Origin of the sequence: Devosia alba (genome assembly GCF_039938915.1) — a bacterium.
GTDB classification, from domain to species: Bacteria; Pseudomonadota; Alphaproteobacteria; order Rhizobiales; family Devosiaceae; genus Devosia; species Devosia alba.
In genome coordinates this window covers 225,882-242,393 of sequence record NZ_JBDUUI010000005.1, presented here as the reverse complement: position 1 = coordinate 242,393, position 16,512 = coordinate 225,882, and the positions used below count along the sequence as shown (strand labels likewise).

General features: G+C 62.5%; 14 protein-coding genes and 1 tRNA gene. 11 read left to right on the top strand and 4 right to left on the bottom strand.

From position 1 onward, the window contains the following. Nucleotides 1-14 precede the first annotated feature (14 nt). The 4 genes from ABFY71_RS09950 (at nt 15) to ABFY71_RS09935 (ending at nt 6,162) form a co-directional block, all read left to right on the top strand. A complete protein-coding gene (locus ABFY71_RS09950; RefSeq protein ID WP_347945831.1) occupies nt 15-3,128 on the top strand; it encodes an efflux RND transporter permease subunit in 3,114 nt (1,037 codons plus the stop codon). Between the two features lie 351 nt (nt 3,129-3,479). Further along, on the top strand, nt 3,480-4,445 hold the full coding sequence (gene cpaB / locus ABFY71_RS09945) for a Flp pilus assembly protein CpaB (protein WP_347945830.1): 966 nt from the start codon (nt 3,480-3,482) through the stop codon (nt 4,443-4,445). A 71-nt stretch (nt 4,446-4,516) separates the two neighbouring features. Continuing rightward, nucleotides 4,517-5,917 carry a type II and III secretion system protein family protein gene (locus ABFY71_RS09940; RefSeq protein WP_347945829.1) on the top strand — a complete coding sequence of 467 codons (1,401 nt, stop codon included), beginning with the start codon at nt 4,517-4,519 and terminating at the stop codon, nt 5,915-5,917. Further along, on the top strand, nt 5,914-6,162 hold the full coding sequence (locus ABFY71_RS09935) for a hypothetical protein (RefSeq protein ID WP_347945828.1): 249 nt from the start codon (nt 5,914-5,916) through the stop codon (nt 6,160-6,162). Before ABFY71_RS09940 ends, ABFY71_RS09935 begins: the two co-directional genes overlap by 4 nt. 168 nt (nt 6,163-6,330) lie before the next feature. Here ABFY71_RS09935 and ABFY71_RS09930 read toward each other — a convergent pair whose 3' ends face one another. The 4 genes from ABFY71_RS09930 to ABFY71_RS09915 all read right to left on the bottom strand — a co-directional run bounded on the left by ABFY71_RS09930 (nt 6,331) and on the right by ABFY71_RS09915 (nt 9,022). Continuing rightward, nucleotides 6,331-6,846, bottom strand: coding sequence for a tetratricopeptide repeat protein (locus ABFY71_RS09930; protein WP_347945827.1), 516 nt, complete (start codon nt 6,844-6,846; stop codon nt 6,331-6,333). A 519-nt stretch (nt 6,847-7,365) separates the two neighbouring features. Continuing rightward, entirely contained in the window at nt 7,366-7,815 is a 450-nt protein-coding gene (locus tag ABFY71_RS09925; RefSeq protein WP_347945826.1) for a DUF6389 family protein, read from the bottom strand. A gap of 198 nt (nt 7,816-8,013) precedes the next feature. Then, nucleotides 8,014-8,089 (bottom strand) — tRNA-Ile (locus ABFY71_RS09920). A gap of 183 nt (nt 8,090-8,272) precedes the next feature. Beyond that, nucleotides 8,273-9,022, bottom strand: coding sequence for a 2-keto-4-pentenoate hydratase (locus tag ABFY71_RS09915; RefSeq protein ID WP_347945825.1), 750 nt, complete (start codon nt 9,020-9,022; stop codon nt 8,273-8,275). Nucleotides 9,023-9,194: 172 nt separating this feature from the next. Between ABFY71_RS09915 and ABFY71_RS09910 the strand changes: the two genes are divergently transcribed. From ABFY71_RS09910 to phoB, 7 genes are all read left to right on the top strand, one after another. Next, nucleotides 9,195-9,950, top strand: a complete 756-nt coding sequence (locus ABFY71_RS09910; RefSeq protein ID WP_347945823.1) for an IclR family transcriptional regulator domain-containing protein — start codon at nt 9,195-9,197, stop codon at nt 9,948-9,950. 330 nt (nt 9,951-10,280) lie between these two features. Continuing rightward, the gene (locus ABFY71_RS09905; protein ID WP_347945822.1) at nt 10,281-11,318 is read left to right on the top strand and encodes a substrate-binding domain-containing protein; all 1,038 of its coding nucleotides are present in this window, start codon (nt 10,281-10,283) and stop codon (nt 11,316-11,318) included. Between the two features lie 63 nt (nt 11,319-11,381). Continuing rightward, a complete protein-coding gene (gene pstC / locus ABFY71_RS09900; protein ID WP_347945821.1) occupies nt 11,382-12,761 on the top strand; it encodes a phosphate ABC transporter permease subunit PstC in 1,380 nt (459 codons plus the stop codon). Nucleotides 12,762-12,769: 8 nt separating this feature from the next. Continuing rightward, a complete protein-coding gene (pstA, locus tag ABFY71_RS09895) occupies nt 12,770-14,053 on the top strand; it encodes a phosphate ABC transporter permease PstA (protein ID WP_347945820.1) in 1,284 nt (427 codons plus the stop codon). Nucleotides 14,054-14,154: 101 nt separating this feature from the next. Then, the gene (gene pstB, locus ABFY71_RS09890; protein WP_347945819.1) at nt 14,155-14,937 is read left to right on the top strand and encodes a phosphate ABC transporter ATP-binding protein PstB; all 783 of its coding nucleotides are present in this window, start codon (nt 14,155-14,157) and stop codon (nt 14,935-14,937) included. Between the two features lie 29 nt (nt 14,938-14,966). Continuing rightward, complete coding sequence (phoU, locus tag ABFY71_RS09885) at nt 14,967-15,677, top strand: phosphate signaling complex protein PhoU (RefSeq protein WP_305579858.1); 711 nt, start codon at nt 14,967-14,969, stop codon at nt 15,675-15,677. Nucleotides 15,678-15,799: 122 nt separating this feature from the next. Then, complete coding sequence (phoB, locus tag ABFY71_RS09880) at nt 15,800-16,501, top strand: phosphate regulon transcriptional regulator PhoB (RefSeq protein ID WP_305579859.1); 702 nt, start codon at nt 15,800-15,802, stop codon at nt 16,499-16,501. The last annotated feature ends 11 nt before the right edge of the window (nt 16,502-16,512 follow it).

Below are 16,512 nucleotides of genomic sequence, written 5' to 3'. Positions count from 1 at the left end.
GAGGAGCGCCGGCCATGTCCATTGCCCAGAAAAATGAGCGCGGCGGCACGCTGGCATCGCTTTTCGTGCGCCGTCCGATACTGGCCGCCGTGGTCAATGCGCTGATTGTGGTTACTGGCCTTGCCGCGCTGCTGGGGGCCGAGGTGCGCGAACTGCCCAGCGTCGAGCAGCCGGTATTGTCGATATCGACTGAATTCAGTGGCGCGGCAGCCGAGACCGTCGACCGCGAAGTGACCGCGATCATTGAGGGTGCCGTCGCGCGCGTGCAGGGCGTGTCCTCGATTTCGTCAAGTTCATCGACGGGCCGCAGCCGCGTCACGCTGGAATTTACCGACGGCACCAATCTTGATGTGGCCACCTCCGATGTGCGCGATGCGCTCAGCCGTACCGGCCGCAGCCTTCCCGATGGTGTCGACGACCCGGTCATTTACAAGGCCGACAGCGACGCCCAGGCGATCATCCGGCTCGCCGTGACGTCAGACACCATGTCGATTGCCGAGATGAGCGAAGTGGTCGAAGCGGTGATTTCCGAGCGCCTCAGTGCGGTAGCCGGCGTCTCCGAAGTTCAGGTCTACGGCACGCGCGACACTGCCTTCGAAGTCGATATCGATCCGCTCAAGCTGGCCAGTCGCGGGCTGACGGTGGCCGATGTGCGCAATGCACTGTCCACCATCGCCTTTGACGCGCCGGCGGGCTCCATCAACGGCCCCAACCAGAACATCACCGTTCGGGCGATCTCCGAGATCACCACGACGCGCGACTTTGAAGACATCATCATCGAAGGGCGCACGCGTCTGGGCGATGTGGCCACGGTGGTATTCGACGCCGCCGGCAGCACCTCCGCGCTGCGTTCGGATGGCAAGCCCGGCATCGGTCTGGGCATCGTGCGGCAGGCGCAGTCCAACACCATTGAGATATCGAAGGGCATCCATGCCGCGGTGGATGGGCTCAACGACACCCTCCCCGAGGGTATCGAGATCAAGGTCTCCAGCGACGATGCGGTGTTCATTGAGGGGGCGCTGCATGAGGTTCAGGTGGCACTGGCTGTGTCACTGGCCGTTGTCGTTGCCGTGATCTTCCTGTTCCTGCTCGATTGGCGCGCCACCATCGTGCCTGCTATTGCCATGCCTATCGCCTTGCTTGGTGCGGTGGCCGGCATTTACCTGGCCGGGTTCTCCCTCAATATCATCACCCTGCTGGCGCTGGTCCTGGCGACCGGCCTGGTCGTGGATGACGCTATCGTGGTGCTGGAAAACATCGTGCGGCGGAAGAACATGGGAATGGGCCCCCGCGCCGCCGCTGTGCTGGGTACCCAGGAAGTGTTCTTTGCCGTTGTGGCCACGACCCTGACGCTGGCCGCCGTGTTCGTTCCGCTGTCTTTCCTGCAGGGCCAGACCGGGCGCCTGTTCCGGGAGTTTGGTTTCACCCTGGCCATCGCGGTGCTCATTTCATCGGTTGTTGCGCTGTCGATGGGCCCGATGATCGCCTCACGCTTCCTCAAGGCTCAGGACGCCCGTCAGCACGGTGGCATTATTGGCGCCATAGGGCGCGGCATGGCGCGCTTCTACCGGGTCACCCTGCGGGTCGCGCTGGCCAATCCTTTCGTCGTGGTGCTGATCGCCCTGGTGTTCGCCGCCTCGTCCTATTTCGTGTTTGGCAATCTGCGGCAGGAAATCACGCCCCCTGAAGATCGCTCCCAGCTTGCCCTGAGCATCTCGGCGCCCAACACCGCTAGTCTTGATTACGTTCGCACCGAGATGACGCGGGTGGAAGCCATGTTGCAGCCCTATCTCGACAATGGCGAAGTGCAGTCGATCTTTGTGCTTTCCGGCTTTGGCACGGGCGGCTTCATGGTCCTCACCCTCGCGCCATGGGGCGAGCGGGACCGCACCCAGGCGGAAATCGCCAACGAGATCAATGCGCTGATGACACAGGTTCCCGGCATCCGGGCCTCGGTCCGGCAAGGCAACAGCCTGGGCATTCGCGGCGGCGGCGCCGGCCTGCAGTTCGCCGTGGTCGGATCGGACTACACGGTGCTCGCCGACACGGCCCAGCAAATCGCAGATCTGCTGGACCAGGACGGTCGCTTTGGCCGCGTCAGCGTGAATTTCGATACCACCCAGCCGCAACTGACGCTGACGGTCGACCGGGCCAAGGCCGACGCCCTGGGCATCGACATCAATGGCCTGGCCACCACACTGCAGGCCATGATCGACGGCAGCGACATCGGCAATGTCTTCATCAATGACACCAGCTATACCGTCCGCCTGGTCTCGACCAGCAACCCGATCAACGATCCACGCGACCTCGAAAGCCTGTTCATCAAGACCGGCGACGGGCGGTTTGTGCCCATGTCGACCATCGCCAGCATTGTCGAGTCAGCGGTGCCGCCCTCGCTGCGCCGGGAACAGCAGCGCCGTGCCGTGCCGGTGACTGCGAGCCTGGATGGCGGCATCGCGCTTGGCGACGCCTATTATCAGACGCTGGAGCTGGCCCGCCCCCTGCTGCCGGAGGGGGTCTCGATCATTCCCTTGGCCGAGGCGCGCACCATTGGTGAGGCCAATAATGGCCTGCTCATAACCTTCGGCTTTGCCCTGGTCATCATTCTGCTGGTCCTGGCGGCGCAGTTCGAGAGCCTGTGGAGCGCAATCATCGTCATGACCACCGTGCCGTTCGGCGTCGCCGCGGCGCTCTATGCCTTGCTGGTGACCGGGGGGAGTCTCAATATCTTCAGCCAGATCGGACTGGTGCTGGTCGTCGGCATCATGGCCAAGAACGGTATTCTCATCGTCGAATTCGCCAACCAGTTGCGCGACAGAGGGTTGCCCGTGCGCGAAGCCATCGAGCAGGCCTCCAATATTCGGTTGCGGCCGGTAATGATGACCATGATTGCCACCATTCTCGGTGGTCTGCCGCTGGTATTGGCCAGCGGCGCGGGCGCAGAGGCGCGCTCGGCGCTGGGCTGGGTAATGGTCGGTGGCCTCAGCTTTGCCGCGATCTCCACGCTCTACCTGACCCCGGCGGCCTATCTGCTGCTCGCCAGATTTTCGCAGCCCAGAACCCAGGAAGAAGCACGGCTTGAGCAGGAACTGGACGCAGCCAGCGCCAAGCCGGAACCGGCCGAATAGGACAATCCCTCGCTCCGCCCGGACTCGAACCTGACCAAGCCCTTAAGATCGAAACGACAATTTATGCCCGTTTTAAAAGGCAACGGTGATTGCTCATCGCTAGGCTAGTGGGGCGACGGTCCATTTTGCGGTCAATCCCAACCAGCCGATCGCATCTGCGAGGCTGTTTTGCTCAGGCGTGTTTCACTTGATGCCGCAACGGACAATGCGCGAGCTGCGCCAGCGCCCGCTACTGGCCAGCCGGGCGCCCAGGCGCCTGAGCTGACCGGGATTGAGCGGCGCCGGCATCCACGGGTCAGTCTTACGGACTCAGATAACGGCGGATCCGGCCAGATGCGCGAAGAGCGCCGCATGGGCGATCGTCGTGTGGCAAATTCCGACACCTATTCCGGACCCGAGCGCCTCATTGGCGAGCGCCGGAATTTTGATGAACTGCGCAATGGCCTGCAATGGGGTGCTGCCGCTGAACACAAGAGCAGGTTTTTCTTGCCGCGCGGCTCGATGTTCAAACCGGCCCGGCTGGTGCTGCTGGTCATTGCGCTGGCCGCAGGCGGCCTCGCCGCCCTTCTGGTTTCCAGCCCAGCGCCCGAGCAGGTCGTGCCCAGCGTTGTCGCCGACGTCGCACCACCGCCAACGGGCACCCGCATTCTCGTCGCCACGCAAGCCATCGGCATTGGCCAGCAACTTTCGGAAACCACGGTCGCCTGGGAATACTGGCCCACTGACTCGATCAACGCCCACTATGTCACCGAAGACGATGCGCCCCAGGCCATAGCCGAGATGACGGGCACGCTGGCCCGCTTTGAGATCTTCGCCGGCGACCCAATTCGCGAGGACAAGCTGGCCCGCAATGCCCAGGGCTATCTGTCGGCGGTTCTGGCAAGCGGCATGCGCGGCGTCTCCGTAACGGTGTCGGCCCAAGCCGCCTCCGGCGGTTTCATCGTGCCCAATGATCATGTCGACGTCATTCTGACCCGCCCTTCATCTGCCGGTCAGACCTCGGAAACGGTCCTGCGCAATGCCCGTGTCCTGGCGATCAACACACGGCTGGGCGAAACCGGCCAGACCGGCGCCCCCGCCGATCCGGACAATCCACGCGCCGAGATCTTTGCCGATCATGCCATTGCCACGCTGGAACTCGATGAGGAGCAAGCCGAAATCCTGGTCAATGCGTCCTCGCTCGGGCCGCTGACCCTGGCCCTGCGCGCGATGACAGATTTCGCCGAACCGGACGCCATCGCCGAGCTCAACACCAATCAGTCCATCCGGATCACCAGCCCGTTCTGGAACCCGGGCAGTGCCCGAGAGCCGCGGTGACCCCATTAAGGCGGCACTGATCAAGGCCAGATAGGCTCCGATCAACCGACGAACCACAACGAAGCGAACAGATGACAAAAGCCCCAGGCAATCTGCGCACATTCATAGTGACCACCCTGCTGCGCGCCGCCGCAATACTGCTGCTTGCCGGCTCCAGCCATGCCATGGCGCAGACCGTGCATTACGATCTGTCCACCACCTCGGTGCTGCGCATCAACATGCCGGTCTCCCAGGCGGTGACGGTGACCGTCTCTGGCCCGGTCGACAAGATCGTGGCCGCTGACCCCACCATTGCCGACGCCCAACCCATCACCGACCGTTCGCTCTATCTGGTGGGCAAGACCTTTGGCACCACCACCGTCAATCTCTACTCCAGCACCGGCGTGCCGATCGGTCTGCTCGCTGTCGAAGTAGGCGCCGACACCGCCGATATCGCCCAATCCATTCGTGCGGCGGTGCCAAGCTCCAGCATCCAGGTCTCCACCGTCAACGGTCGGGTTCGCCTCGCCGGAACGGTCCCGGACTCCCTGTCGATGGACAAGGCCCTCGAGATCGTCGCCCAATATGGCAGCCCCGCCGTGGTCAACACCATAACGCTGGTGGGCGGCCAACAGGTCAATCTCGAGGTGCGCATTCTCGAAGCCCAGCGCGACGCGGGCCGTGAGCTGGGGATCAATTGGGGCGGCTCGATCGGCGGCGTCCAGGCCAGCATTGGCGGGGGCGCCGGCGGTCCGGCAGCCAATGCCGGTTCATTCTCCTCATTCGCCACCAGTGTTCTGGCGGGCGTTTCGGGCATCAGCCTGAATGCCACGATCAAGGCGCTGGAAGGCAAGCGCCTGGTCCGCACCCTGGCCGAACCCAATCTGACCACCCTGTCGGGCGTCAAGGCGAGCTTTCTGGCCGGTGGCCAGGTCCCCATTCGCGTCGCCGATCCCAACGGCAATGTCACGCTCAACTACCGCGATTTCGGCGTCAGGCTGACCTTTACGCCCATGGTGCTGGGCGACCGCATCCAGATCCACCTGGCGCCCGAGGTCAGCGTTATCGGTGGCTATACCGCCGGCGGCGACCCCATCTTCAACACCCGCAATCTCGATGCCACTGTCGAGTTGCGCGACGGGCAGAGCTTTTCGGTTGCCGGCCTGATCCAGGCCGATACCAGCCTCAGCCAGGATCAGTTGCCCTGGATCGGCGACGTGCCCATTCTCGGCTCCCTGTTCAAGTCGTCGGGCTACAAGAAGCACGACACCGAACTTGTCGTCATCGTTACGCCGCGCCTGGTCCAGCCCTCCATTGCCGGCCAGACCCCCGCGTCGCCGCTGGACGCGACCCAGGCCGCCAATGACCTTGAGTTCTTCGCCCTCGGGCAAATGGAAGTGACCCGCAAGATGATCCGCAGCTTCCAGACCGGCGAGGGGATCGTCGGTCCCTATGGCTACATCATCGATCTTGGATCGGAGGGGACCAATTGAGCCCGCTGCACCCATCCCGCATGGCAGGGACTGTTGCCGTGCTCCTCACGGCGGCCCTGCTGCTCAGTGGCTGCACCTATGACTATCTGCAGCACACGGATCGCGTCGCCTTCAGCTCGGGCAATGCGGTCAAGGCCAATCTCGAGCGCGAGACGATCGACCCGGCCTCGATGAGGTCCACGGCCGGGCTTGGCAGGAATGGCTCGGTGATCCCGGCCGACTCGGTCGCCGCCCCCAGCCCCTGATCCAGACAACGCCCATCGCACATTTTCGCTGGCCGCCGGAAATGACCGCCAGCCGCACATGCTGACAGCCTGACACTGTTATGCGCTGGTCCGCGGGTGGCAAGACGCTGGATAGATCGCGTGCGCGTGGACTGGCCGCTCAGACCAGTCCGGGCGCCTGACCACGGGTCAGGCGCGCGACCTGGCCGATGAGTAGGCCAGCATCTGGATATTGTTGTCGATCACCGCATTATTGGGGTCGAGCGCCGCCGCCTTGCGGAAATTTGTCAGCGCACCAACGGCATTGCCGCGCAGCAGATAGGAGTAGCCCACATTGTTGTAGTATTGCGCGGTGCCACCGGAAATCTTATAGAGCGCCGCGTAGACGCGATCTGACAGGTCAAACCGCCCCAGCCGGTCATAGGAGGCGCTCAGCCCGATATAGCCCTGCGCATCATTTGGCGACAACTCGACAACCTTTTTGTAGAGCGCCGCTGAGTAGCCGAAATCATTGCCGTGAAAATGGCTGCGCGCCTCAGCCAGTGCGACATCGGCCGTATAGCTGGACCCGGCCCGCAATTCGGGGATGCTGGCACTGCTGGTGCCGAAACTGCTCAGGTTGGCTGTCGAGCAGCCCGTCAGTGACAGCATGGTCAATCCAACGGCCAGGACACCGGTATTCAACAATCCAGCAAATCGGCTCACGTCACTCACCTCAGTACCGACGCCATGTGGCGCTTCAGGTCCTCAGGATAGGCAGGCAGCTTAGTATGTTGGGTAAATGCCAAGCGATACCGTGCGCCAAAGTTAACGCCCGCTTACAAGGCGCAAGCCGCATCGGGTAGTGATGCCGGCGTCCTCGCGGCTCATCTGAGCAAACTCCGGCGGTCGTGTGTTGTCCCGAAAGTACTCGCATGGCTTGCGCGCCCACCCGGCGCGTCTCGGCACGATTTGCGCCCGACCATCTCAAAGCCAAGGGCAGATTTTGGACTTCACCAGGCCGGTGCGTGGGCTTGCTCAGCTCGCAAAACCCATGTGCCGTCCGTAAATGGAGGGCAAAATTATGCATTATCAATGTCGTGACCAAGGAATCGTGAATCGCTCAGACGCCGGCATTTCCTAGAGTCGCCAAAAAACGCTGAATCAGTTTTCCCAGGAATTGTGAATCGATTTCGACAACTTTCCAAGGAATCGTGAGTCGAATTGCATGTTTGGCAAGCAGCGTCATGCCGACATCTGAACAATCCCTTGGGTGCCATAATCCTCTTCACCGAAAACAGAGGCTGGTAGGCCCGCCTTTGTGCCACCGAACGTTTTCCATAGTTCCTGAACCCAGATTATTGCGGTGTCGACGATCACATCATTCACCTGGAAAGGCACGATTTCGGGATCGAAAAGTGGGACTTCGGTCTCAAGCTTGCCGTCGACATATCGCGCTTCGAACAAATAACGGCAGTTGCTGATCGCCTTGTTGAGAACGTAGAGGTCTGGGCCATTGAGATGTATCAAAACGGCAAACATTCCGCTGTCGTCCTGGTCAGGATGAACCATGATCTGGATAGCACGCGCCTTTTCCGGCAAAGCCGCATCGAAAGCTTGAAGCGTTTCAAGAGCTTTCGCAGAATTCATGCGAAGGATCGACAAGAGTTCATCCCGATAGTGCGCTTCATCCATATGTCAGTACTCCCAACCGATAAATGAGCGCCGTTCGTATCACGGGCTCCGATATTTTTTATGATCACTGACTGCGCTGGTCTGCCCGCGCCGTACGGCAGCTTCAAAGCTCGATCTCTAATGACAAAAGGGCCGATCGATTCACGATTCCTTGGAATCGATTCAGACCTAATTTGGTCCGACAATCAAGGGATTAAGTGGTGGGCCCACCAGGACTCGAACCTGGAACCAGACCGTTATGAGCGGTCGGCTCTAACCATTGAGCTATGGGCCCCATGCCGAGTTTTCGGCATTTTGTTGGCTGGTAGCACGCGCTAATGGCAGGGGTCAAATGCGCTCTTGGGCGTGCCGCGTCGCGCCAGCGCTTCCCATTTGACGCGGCCAGGGCCGCCGGTTTGCCGAGGACAGCGGTTTACGCTGTCCCGGCCCCAACCAAGGTCGCTCACGGCAGTTGCCGCTAGCGCAGCGTCACTTGCACCGGCGCCATGCCGGCCAGTTCGGCCTCGATGGCCAGCGGGCCCGTCGCCGGATATTTGAGGCGCGCCCCGGTGATGATGACATCGCCCGCATTCAGCGCCAGCCCGCGGCTGATGGCGTGATTGGCGAGCCAGGCAATGGCAGACACAATTTCCTGCCAGGAGGCGCCCTGCCCGGTCTGGGCCACGGCTGCTCCGCCATAGCGCAACTCGATCGGCAGGTTGGCAAAATCCAGTGTCGTCGGCGGGGTCAGCGGCGCCCCCACGATCACGGCGGCATTGCTTTGCAGATCGCCCATCTTGAGCAGCGATGGCGCCTCAGCGGCGTCCGTAAATGAACTGGCGCACATTTCCAGCGCCGGGTGCACCGACACAATCGCTGCCGCCGCGTCTTCGGGCGTATAGGGCGTGGCCTTGCGGGCCAGCGTCCGCCCCAGCTTGACGGCCACCTCCACCTCGCTCAGAAAGACCATCAGCCCGGCCTGATCAAGCGTGGCCCCATTGTCATGGTAACGCGATTTCGGGATCGGCGAGCACATCGGCTCGCCTTCGCCCCCTGCCAGCACCTTCCAGCCGCCCGCCGCGCCCTCATGGCGCATCACCGCATCCTGCAGACGATAGCTCTCCGCCAGCGTCTGGGGCACCCAGCTTGCCGGAAAAGCCGTGATCGGCCGGGATGCATGGCGGGCTTCAAACAGGGCGAGTGCGGCGTCTTCCAGAGCGTCGGACATGGTCATCCTCATGATCGGCGATGGTTCGCCAGGGACCGGCAACATGTCCCATCACGCCGCGCCGGCGCAAGTGATGTCTGGGCAGGCAACGTCATTGCCCCCTGCCGGTGCGCCGCCTATTGTGCGCCAGGCGCTCTGTGTTCGGTCAGCGCCCAATGTGACGGAAGCTCGCATGCGCGACGGCGACATCATCAACGGCTTGGTCAAGGGTCTGGCAGTCATCGAGTGCTTTGACGAGGAGCACGCCAGCCTGTCGATCACCGATGTCGCCCGCCGCACGGGCCTCGAACGGGCCACCGCCCGCCGCTGCCTGCTGACCCTCACCCATCTCGGCTACGCCAATTATGACGGCAAGTTCTTTCGCCTGACGCCGCGCATCCTCAATCTGGGTCACTCCTATCTGGCCGCCACGCCGCTGCCCCGGCTGATTCAACCCTATCTGGATGCCCTGTCCGCCCAGATCCACGAATCCTCCTCGGCCGCCGTTCTCGACAATACCGAGATTCTCTATATCGCCCGCGCCGCGCATCGCCGCGTCATGTCGATCAATCTGGGTGCAGGCGCTCATATGCCCGCCTACTGCACCTCGATGGGGCGCATCATGCTGGCCGCCCTGCCCGCCCCGCTTGCCGCCGATATTCTGGGCCGTTCCAACCTGATCGCCTACACCGCCAAGACTAAGGCCGATCTGGCGGCCATCACCACCGAACTGGCCGTCGTGGCCGCCCAGAGTTTTGCCGTCATTGATGAGGAGCTTGAGCTGGGCCTGTGTTCCATCGCCGTGCCGCTGCTCAATGCCGGGGGGCAGACCGTGGCTGCGCTCAATATTGGCGCCCAGACCGCGCGCGCCTCCACCTCGCACATGATCGCCAACTTCCTGCCGCTGATGCGCAAGGTGCAGGCCGAAGTGCGCCCCCTGCTGCGCTGAAGGCGCCGTCCAGCCCGCCGGGCCGGCCATAATAGCGCTGTCACAATCGGGGATTAGACTGGCGGCTGGACGGGACCGGCCCCTGGGCACTGAGTCTGCACGCCCCGCCGCGATTGTCACAATAGATCCGCCGCCAGCGCGGTAAATTTTGCCTCGTTCCTTAAATAACGCTTTGTTTTCAACGCTATAATCTGTCACAAACGCGTCATCTACATGCAATAAAACTGTCGCACGCCCCCCATATGGTCGGCCTCGTCAAAGGGCGGCCCGGGGGAATGATCTTCCGGATTGGCTCGTCAGGTTTGCACCGAATTCCGAAAGGGAAACTCCATGAAGACCGCACTCTACGCCAGTGCTGCAGTGATCGCGCTCGCCGCGTTCGGCACCCCAGCAGCTTTCGCCCAGTCGCGTGACCAGATCCGCATCGTCGGCTCGTCCACCGTTTTCCCATACACTCAGGCCGTGTCGGAGCAGTATGCCGCCATGACCGGCAACCCCGCTCCCGTCGTGGAATCGACTGGCACCGGCGGCGGCATGCAGATCTTCTGCGGCGGCGTCGGCACCGACCACCCCGATATCACTGGCGCCTCGCGCGCCATGAAGGAATCGGAATTCGAGCTGTGCAAGACCAATGGCGTGGATTCGGTCACCGAAGTGCTGATCGGCTATGACGGTCTGTCGGTTGCCCATTCCAACCAGGGCCCCGAGATCAACCTGACCAAGGCCCAGCTGTTCCAGGCGCTTGCCGCCCAGGTCGCCGTTGACGGCGAAATCGTCGACAATCCCTACACCAAGTGGTCCGAGATCGACGCTTCGCTGCCCGATACCGCCATCACCGTGTTCGGCCCCCCGCCGACCTCGGGCACCCGCGACGCCTTTGTCGAACTGGTCATGGCTGAAGGCTGCGAAGAGTTCGAAGCCATCGCCGCTCTCGAAGGCGATGCCAAGGACGACGTCTGCGAGCGCATGCGCCAGGACGGCCCCTTCATCGAGGCCGGTGAAAACGACAACCTGATCGTGCAGCGTCTCAATGCCGATACCAATGCCCTGGGCATCTTCGGCTACTCGTTCCTGTATGAGAACAGCGACACCCTCAAGGCCGTCGCCGTTGATGGCGTGCTGCCCGCCCCCGAGACCATTGCCGATGGTTCCTACGGCGTGTCGCGCCCACTGTTCTTCTACATCAAGAACGCACACCGCGGCGTGATCCCCGGCCTCGAAGAATTCGTCACCGAATACGTGTCGGAAGAATCCTTCGGTGAAGGTGGTTACCTCTCCGAGCGCGGCCTGATCCCGCTGCCTGCCGCTGAGCGCGACACCACCCGTGAAGCCGTCGCCTCGGGCACGCACTTCACCCGCTACGAGTAAGCTCTCTGGAAGCCGGGGTTCGCCCCGGCTTCCTCCCTCTTGTTTCGCTCCGGAGGCCTGGACGTGGTCGGATATCTGTTCCTGGCTATTGTGGTGTTTTCACTGGTGGCCTTTTTCGCGGGCCGGTCTGCCGGTACCCGTTTTGCCGCCGCCAATGGCGCCTCGACCCATTCGCTGCCCGGCTATCACGGCGCTTTCGTCGCCGTCTGGGTGGGTGTGCCGGCCCTGATGCTGCTCCTGCTCTGGATCATGGCGCAGGGCACGGTCATCGACAATCTCCTGTTGACCACCTTGCCACAGGCGACACTGGACGCCTCGAGCCCCGCTCAACAGAGCCTGCTGCTCTCCGAAATCAAGAACGTGGCTGCCGGCCGGCTGTTTGGTGAACCCTCCGCAGAGATCAGCGCCGCTGCCCAGACGCTGGTCCGCTGGCAGCAGATCGCGTCCTGGTTGATGGTCGTCGTCGTCGTGGCCGCCATGCTGCTGGCCATGTTCTTCGCCCATTCCCGCCTCAGCCCCCGCTTCCGGGCGCGCAATGGCGTGGAACGCTTCACGTCCGGCGTCATGATCGCCTGCTCGGTGGCCGCCATTCTGACCACCTTGGGCATCATCGCCTCGCTGGTCTATGAAAGCATCGAATTCTTCCGCCTGGTGCCGCTGCACGAATTCCTGTTTGGCCTGCGCTGGGAACCCCAGATCGCCATTCGCGCCGATCAGATTGCCGGCAATGGGGCCTTTGGCGCGGTCCCCGTCTTTCTGGGCACCATCGTCATCGCCACTATCGCCATGCTGGTGGCCACGCCGATCGGTTTGTTTACCGCCATCTACCTGACCGAGTACGCCTCCGAGCGCGTCCGCAATATCGTCAAGCCGATCCTGGAGATCCTGGCCGGTGTGCCCACCGTGGTCTATGGCTTCTTCGCCGTCCTGACCGTTGCCCCGGCCATCCGCAATGCTGGCAGTCTGCTGGGCATCGCAGCTTCGCCCAATTCGGCCTTGGCCGCCGGCGCGGTTATGGGCGTCATGATCATTCCCTTTATTTCCTCCCTCTCAGATGACGCCATCCGCGCCGTGCCGCGCTCATTGCGCGACGGCTCGCTGGCCATGGGTTCTACCCGCAGCGAAACCATGACCAAGGTTCTGCTGCCGGCAGCCCTGCCCGGCATTATGGGCGGCCTGCTATTGGCCCTGTCCCGCGCCATTGGCGAAACCATGATTGTCGTTATGGCCGCAGGCCTGATTGCCACGCTCAACGTCAATCCCCTCGACTCGGTGACCACCGTCACCGTGCAGATTGTTACCCTGCTGATCGGTGATACCGCGTTCGACAGCCCGAAGACCCTGGCGGCCTTCGCGCTTGGCCTCGTGCTCTTTCTGGTGACGCTCGGGCTCAATATCGTTGCGCTCACTATCGTGCGCAAATACCGCGAACAGTACGATTGAGGCCGAATATGTCCAACGCAACGATCTCGCCAAGTGTTCATAGTTCCAAGGCCGAATACGCCAGGCTGCGCGCGCGCCGGCACGCGGCCGATGCCCGGCTGCGCATCTATGGCATTGCGGCGATTACCAGTGCCATCGGGTTGCTCGGCATACTCCTGTTCACCTTGATCCTTGGTGGCTATTCCGCCTTTGTGCAGACACATATCCGCGTCGACTTCCCGATTTCCGCGGAACATGTCGATGCTGCCGATCCGGCGGCCGGCAATTACCGTGCCATAGTCAGCAGTGGCGTCAGCGCCCTGCTGCCTTCCGAGACCCCTGCCCAGGCCCGGCTGATTTCCCAGATACTGACCAACAACACCCAGTTTTTCGTGCGCGATGCCGTGGTCAAGGACCCTTCGGTGATCGGCGGCACGCTGACCATGGAAATCCCCGCTGCCGACATCTACGATCAGCTTCACAAGGGCAATATCAGCCGCGATACCATCGAGGAAAACCGCCGCGTCACCGATGAGCAGATCGTCTGGTTTGACACGCTGGACGAGATGGGCCGCGTCAGCACCCCGTTCAACTGGGGCCTGTTCTTCAACGCCGACAGCCGCTTTCCCGAAATCGCCGGCCTGGCTGGCGCCATCACCGGCTCCTTCTATGCGTTGCTGGTCTGCTTCCTGATCAGCTTCCCGATCGGCATCTTCGCGGCCATCTATCTGGAGGAGTTCGCTCCCAGAAACCACATCACCGATATCATTGAGGTCAACATCAACAACCTCGCCGCGGTGCCCTCCATTGTCTTCGGACTGCTCGGCCTGGCGGTTTTCCTGCAGATTTTCGGCCTGCCCCGATCGGCCCCGCTGGTCGGTGGCATGGTGCTGGCGCTGATGACCCTCCCCACCATCATCATCGTCACCCGCAACGCGCTCAAGGCCGTGCCACCCTCCATCCGCGAGGCCGGCTACGGCATGGGGGCCTCGCCCCAGCAGGTAATCTGGCACCACGTGCTGCCGCTTGCCCTCCCCGGCATTCTCACCGGCACCATTATCGGTCTGGCCCAGGCCCTGGGTGAGACGGCCCCACTGCTGCTGATTGGCATGAACGCTTTCATCACCAGCCCCCCAGGCGGCGTCTTGGACGCCTCTACCGCCCTGCCGACCCAGATCTATATCTGGGCTGACAGCCCCGAGCGCGGCTTTGTATCCCGTACCTCCGCAGGAATTCTGGTTTTGATGGGCTTCCTGCTCCTCATGAATGCAATTGCGATAGTTCTGCGTCAACGCCTTGAGCGGCGCTGGTAACAGTCGCCTCCGCCCCGTCGTCTGCACCTTCCGAAGGATCACTGATTATGGATATGCTCGCCGGCAAGGTTAAGAAAACAAATCAACCTCTGGATGCCACCATGAACCCCACCGATGTCCTTGATCGCCCGATCCGCCTCACCGCGCGCGACGTCACCGTGCATTATGGCGCCAAGCAGGCCCTGTTCGGCATCTCCATCGACATCCCCGATCGCGCGGTCACCTCGTTCATCGGCCCGTCGGGCTGTGGCAAGTCGACCTTCCTGCGCTGTTTCAACCGCATGAACGACACGATCGAAGGCGCCTCGGTCGGTGGAACCATCAAGCTCGACGGCGACAATATCTACGATCCCGATCTGGACGTTGTGGAATTGCGCGCCCGTATCGGCATGGTGTTCCAGAAGCCCAATCCCTTCCCCAAATCGATCTACGACAACGTCGCCTACGGCCCCAAGATTCACGGCCTCGCCCGCTCGCGGACCGATCTCGACGAGATCGTGGTCTCCTCGCTGCGCAAGGCGGGCCTGTTCGAAGAGGTCAAGGATCGCCTCAACGAGCCCGGCACCGGCCTGTCCGGCGGCCAGCAGCAGCGCCTCTGCATCGCCCGCGCCATCGCTGTCGGCCCCGAAGTCATCCTGATGGACGAGCCCTGCTCGGCGCTTGACCCCATCGCCACCGCCATCATCGAGGAACTGATCGACGAACTGCGCGAGAACTACACCATCGTCATCGTCACCCACTCGATGCAGCAGGCCGCCCGGGTTTCCCAGAAGACCGCGTTTTTCCATCTGGGCAAGCTGATCGAGGAAGGCGTCACCGAAGACATCTTCACCAACCCCGAGCACAAGCAGACCCAGGACTACATCATGGGCCGTATCGGCTGATCCCCGCACGGACATAAGAGGAGACTGCCATGCCCGCCACCGGCACCGACCATATCGTTACCGCCTATAGCGACGAGCTGATCCAGCTGGCCCAATCCATCGCCGAGATGGGCGGCCAGGTCGAACTCGCCATCGAGAACGGCACCAAGGCCCTGCTCAAGCTGGATCGCGAACTGGCAGATCTGACCATCATCGCCGATCAGCGCATTGACGACATGCAGCGCAATATCGACGACATGGCCGTCTCGATGATTGCCCGCCGCCAGCCCATGGCCTCGGACCTGCGCGCCATCATCACCTCGATCCACGTCGCCAACGACCTCGAACGCGTCGGCGACATGGCCAAGCAACTGGCCCGCCGCTCGCTCAAGCTCGAAGGTATGAGCCTGCAACCCACCTTCTACAATGGCGTCAAGAACATGACGGCCCTGGTGCTGCGCCAGATCAAGGATTCGCTGGACGCCTATTCCAGCCGCAACGCGGCCGCCGCCATCCAGGTCTGCAACCACGACGACGAAGTCGATGCCATGTACACCTCGCTGTTCCGCGAACTGCTCACCTACATGATGGAAGATCCGCGCAACATCACGCCCTGCACCCATTTGCTGTTCTGCGCCAAGAACCTCGAACGCATTGGCGACCACGCCACCAACATCGCCGAGCACGCCTATTACCTGCAGACCGGCAAACAGCTCACCAGTGATATCCAGGAACTGCATCGCACCCAGATCAAGGCGTAACATGACATTCGATCCGTCGGAACATTTCGGCCCAATTGGCTAGCATGGTGACAGCGCGCGGATCACTTCCCGGCCTCACCAGGCAAACCGGCCTTCCTTTGTCCTAAAACGGGGTTGCACCCATGCCCGCTACCATTCTCGTTGTCGAAGACGAAGGCGATATCGCCATCCTGCTGCGCTACAATCTCGAAGCCGAGGGCTTCCGCGTTGTCACCGCCGAAACCGGCGACGAAGCCGCCCAGGCCATTCAGGACAAGCTGCCCGATCTGATCCTGCTCGACTGGATGCTGCCCGAAATCTCCGGCATCGAAATGTGCCGTCGCCTGCGCGCCCGCGAGCAAACCGCCCGCGTGCCGATCATCATGCTCACCGCACGCGGTGAGGAGGAAGAGCGCGTCCGCGGCCTGGCCACCGGCGCCGACGACTATGTGGTCAAGCCCTTCTCGGTGCCCGAGCTGATCGCCCGCATCCACGCCCTGCTGCGCCGCGCCAATCCCAATCTGGTCACTGCCGCCCTCAAGGTCGGCGATCTCGAACTCGACCGCACCACCCACCGCGTTCGCCGCGCCGCCCGCGACGTTCATCTCGGCCCCACCGAATACCGCCTGCTCGAATATCTGATGCGCCATCCCGGCCGCGTCTATTCGCGCGAGCAGCTGCTCGATGGCGTCTGGGGCAATGATGTCTATGTCGACGAGCGCACCGTCGACGTCCATATCGGCCGCCTCCGCCGCGCCATCAATCGCGGCCGCGAAACCGACCCCATCCGCACCGTCCGCGGCGCCGGCTATGCCTTCGATGAGCGCTTCGCCCAGGTCGCCTGAGGCTTCCGGGC

Bases quoted from the DNA above. Each gene is read 5' to 3' on its own strand.
- ABFY71_RS09950 (WP_347945831.1), top strand. From the start codon at position 15: ATGTCCATTGCCCAGAAAAATGAGCGCGGCGGCACGCTGGCATCGCTT.
- cpaB (WP_347945830.1), top strand. From the start codon at position 3,480: ATGGGCGATCGTCGTGTGGCAAATTCCGACACCTATTCCGGACCCGAG.
- ABFY71_RS09940 (WP_347945829.1), top strand. From the start codon at position 4,517: ATGACAAAAGCCCCAGGCAATCTGCGCACATTCATAGTGACCACCCTG.
- ABFY71_RS09925 (WP_347945826.1), bottom strand. From the start codon at position 7,815: ATGGATGAAGCGCACTATCGGGATGAACTCTTGTCGATCCTTCGCATG.
- ABFY71_RS09915 (WP_347945825.1), bottom strand. From the start codon at position 9,022: ATGTCCGACGCTCTGGAAGACGCCGCACTCGCCCTGTTTGAAGCCCGC.
- ABFY71_RS09910 (WP_347945823.1), top strand. From the start codon at position 9,195: ATGCGCGACGGCGACATCATCAACGGCTTGGTCAAGGGTCTGGCAGTC.
- ABFY71_RS09905 (WP_347945822.1), top strand. From the start codon at position 10,281: ATGAAGACCGCACTCTACGCCAGTGCTGCAGTGATCGCGCTCGCCGCG.
- pstA (WP_347945820.1), top strand. From the start codon at position 12,770: ATGTCCAACGCAACGATCTCGCCAAGTGTTCATAGTTCCAAGGCCGAA.
- pstB (WP_347945819.1), top strand. From the start codon at position 14,155: ATGAACCCCACCGATGTCCTTGATCGCCCGATCCGCCTCACCGCGCGC.
- phoU (WP_305579858.1), top strand. From the start codon at position 14,967: ATGCCCGCCACCGGCACCGACCATATCGTTACCGCCTATAGCGACGAG.
- phoB (WP_305579859.1), top strand. From the start codon at position 15,800: ATGCCCGCTACCATTCTCGTTGTCGAAGACGAAGGCGATATCGCCATC.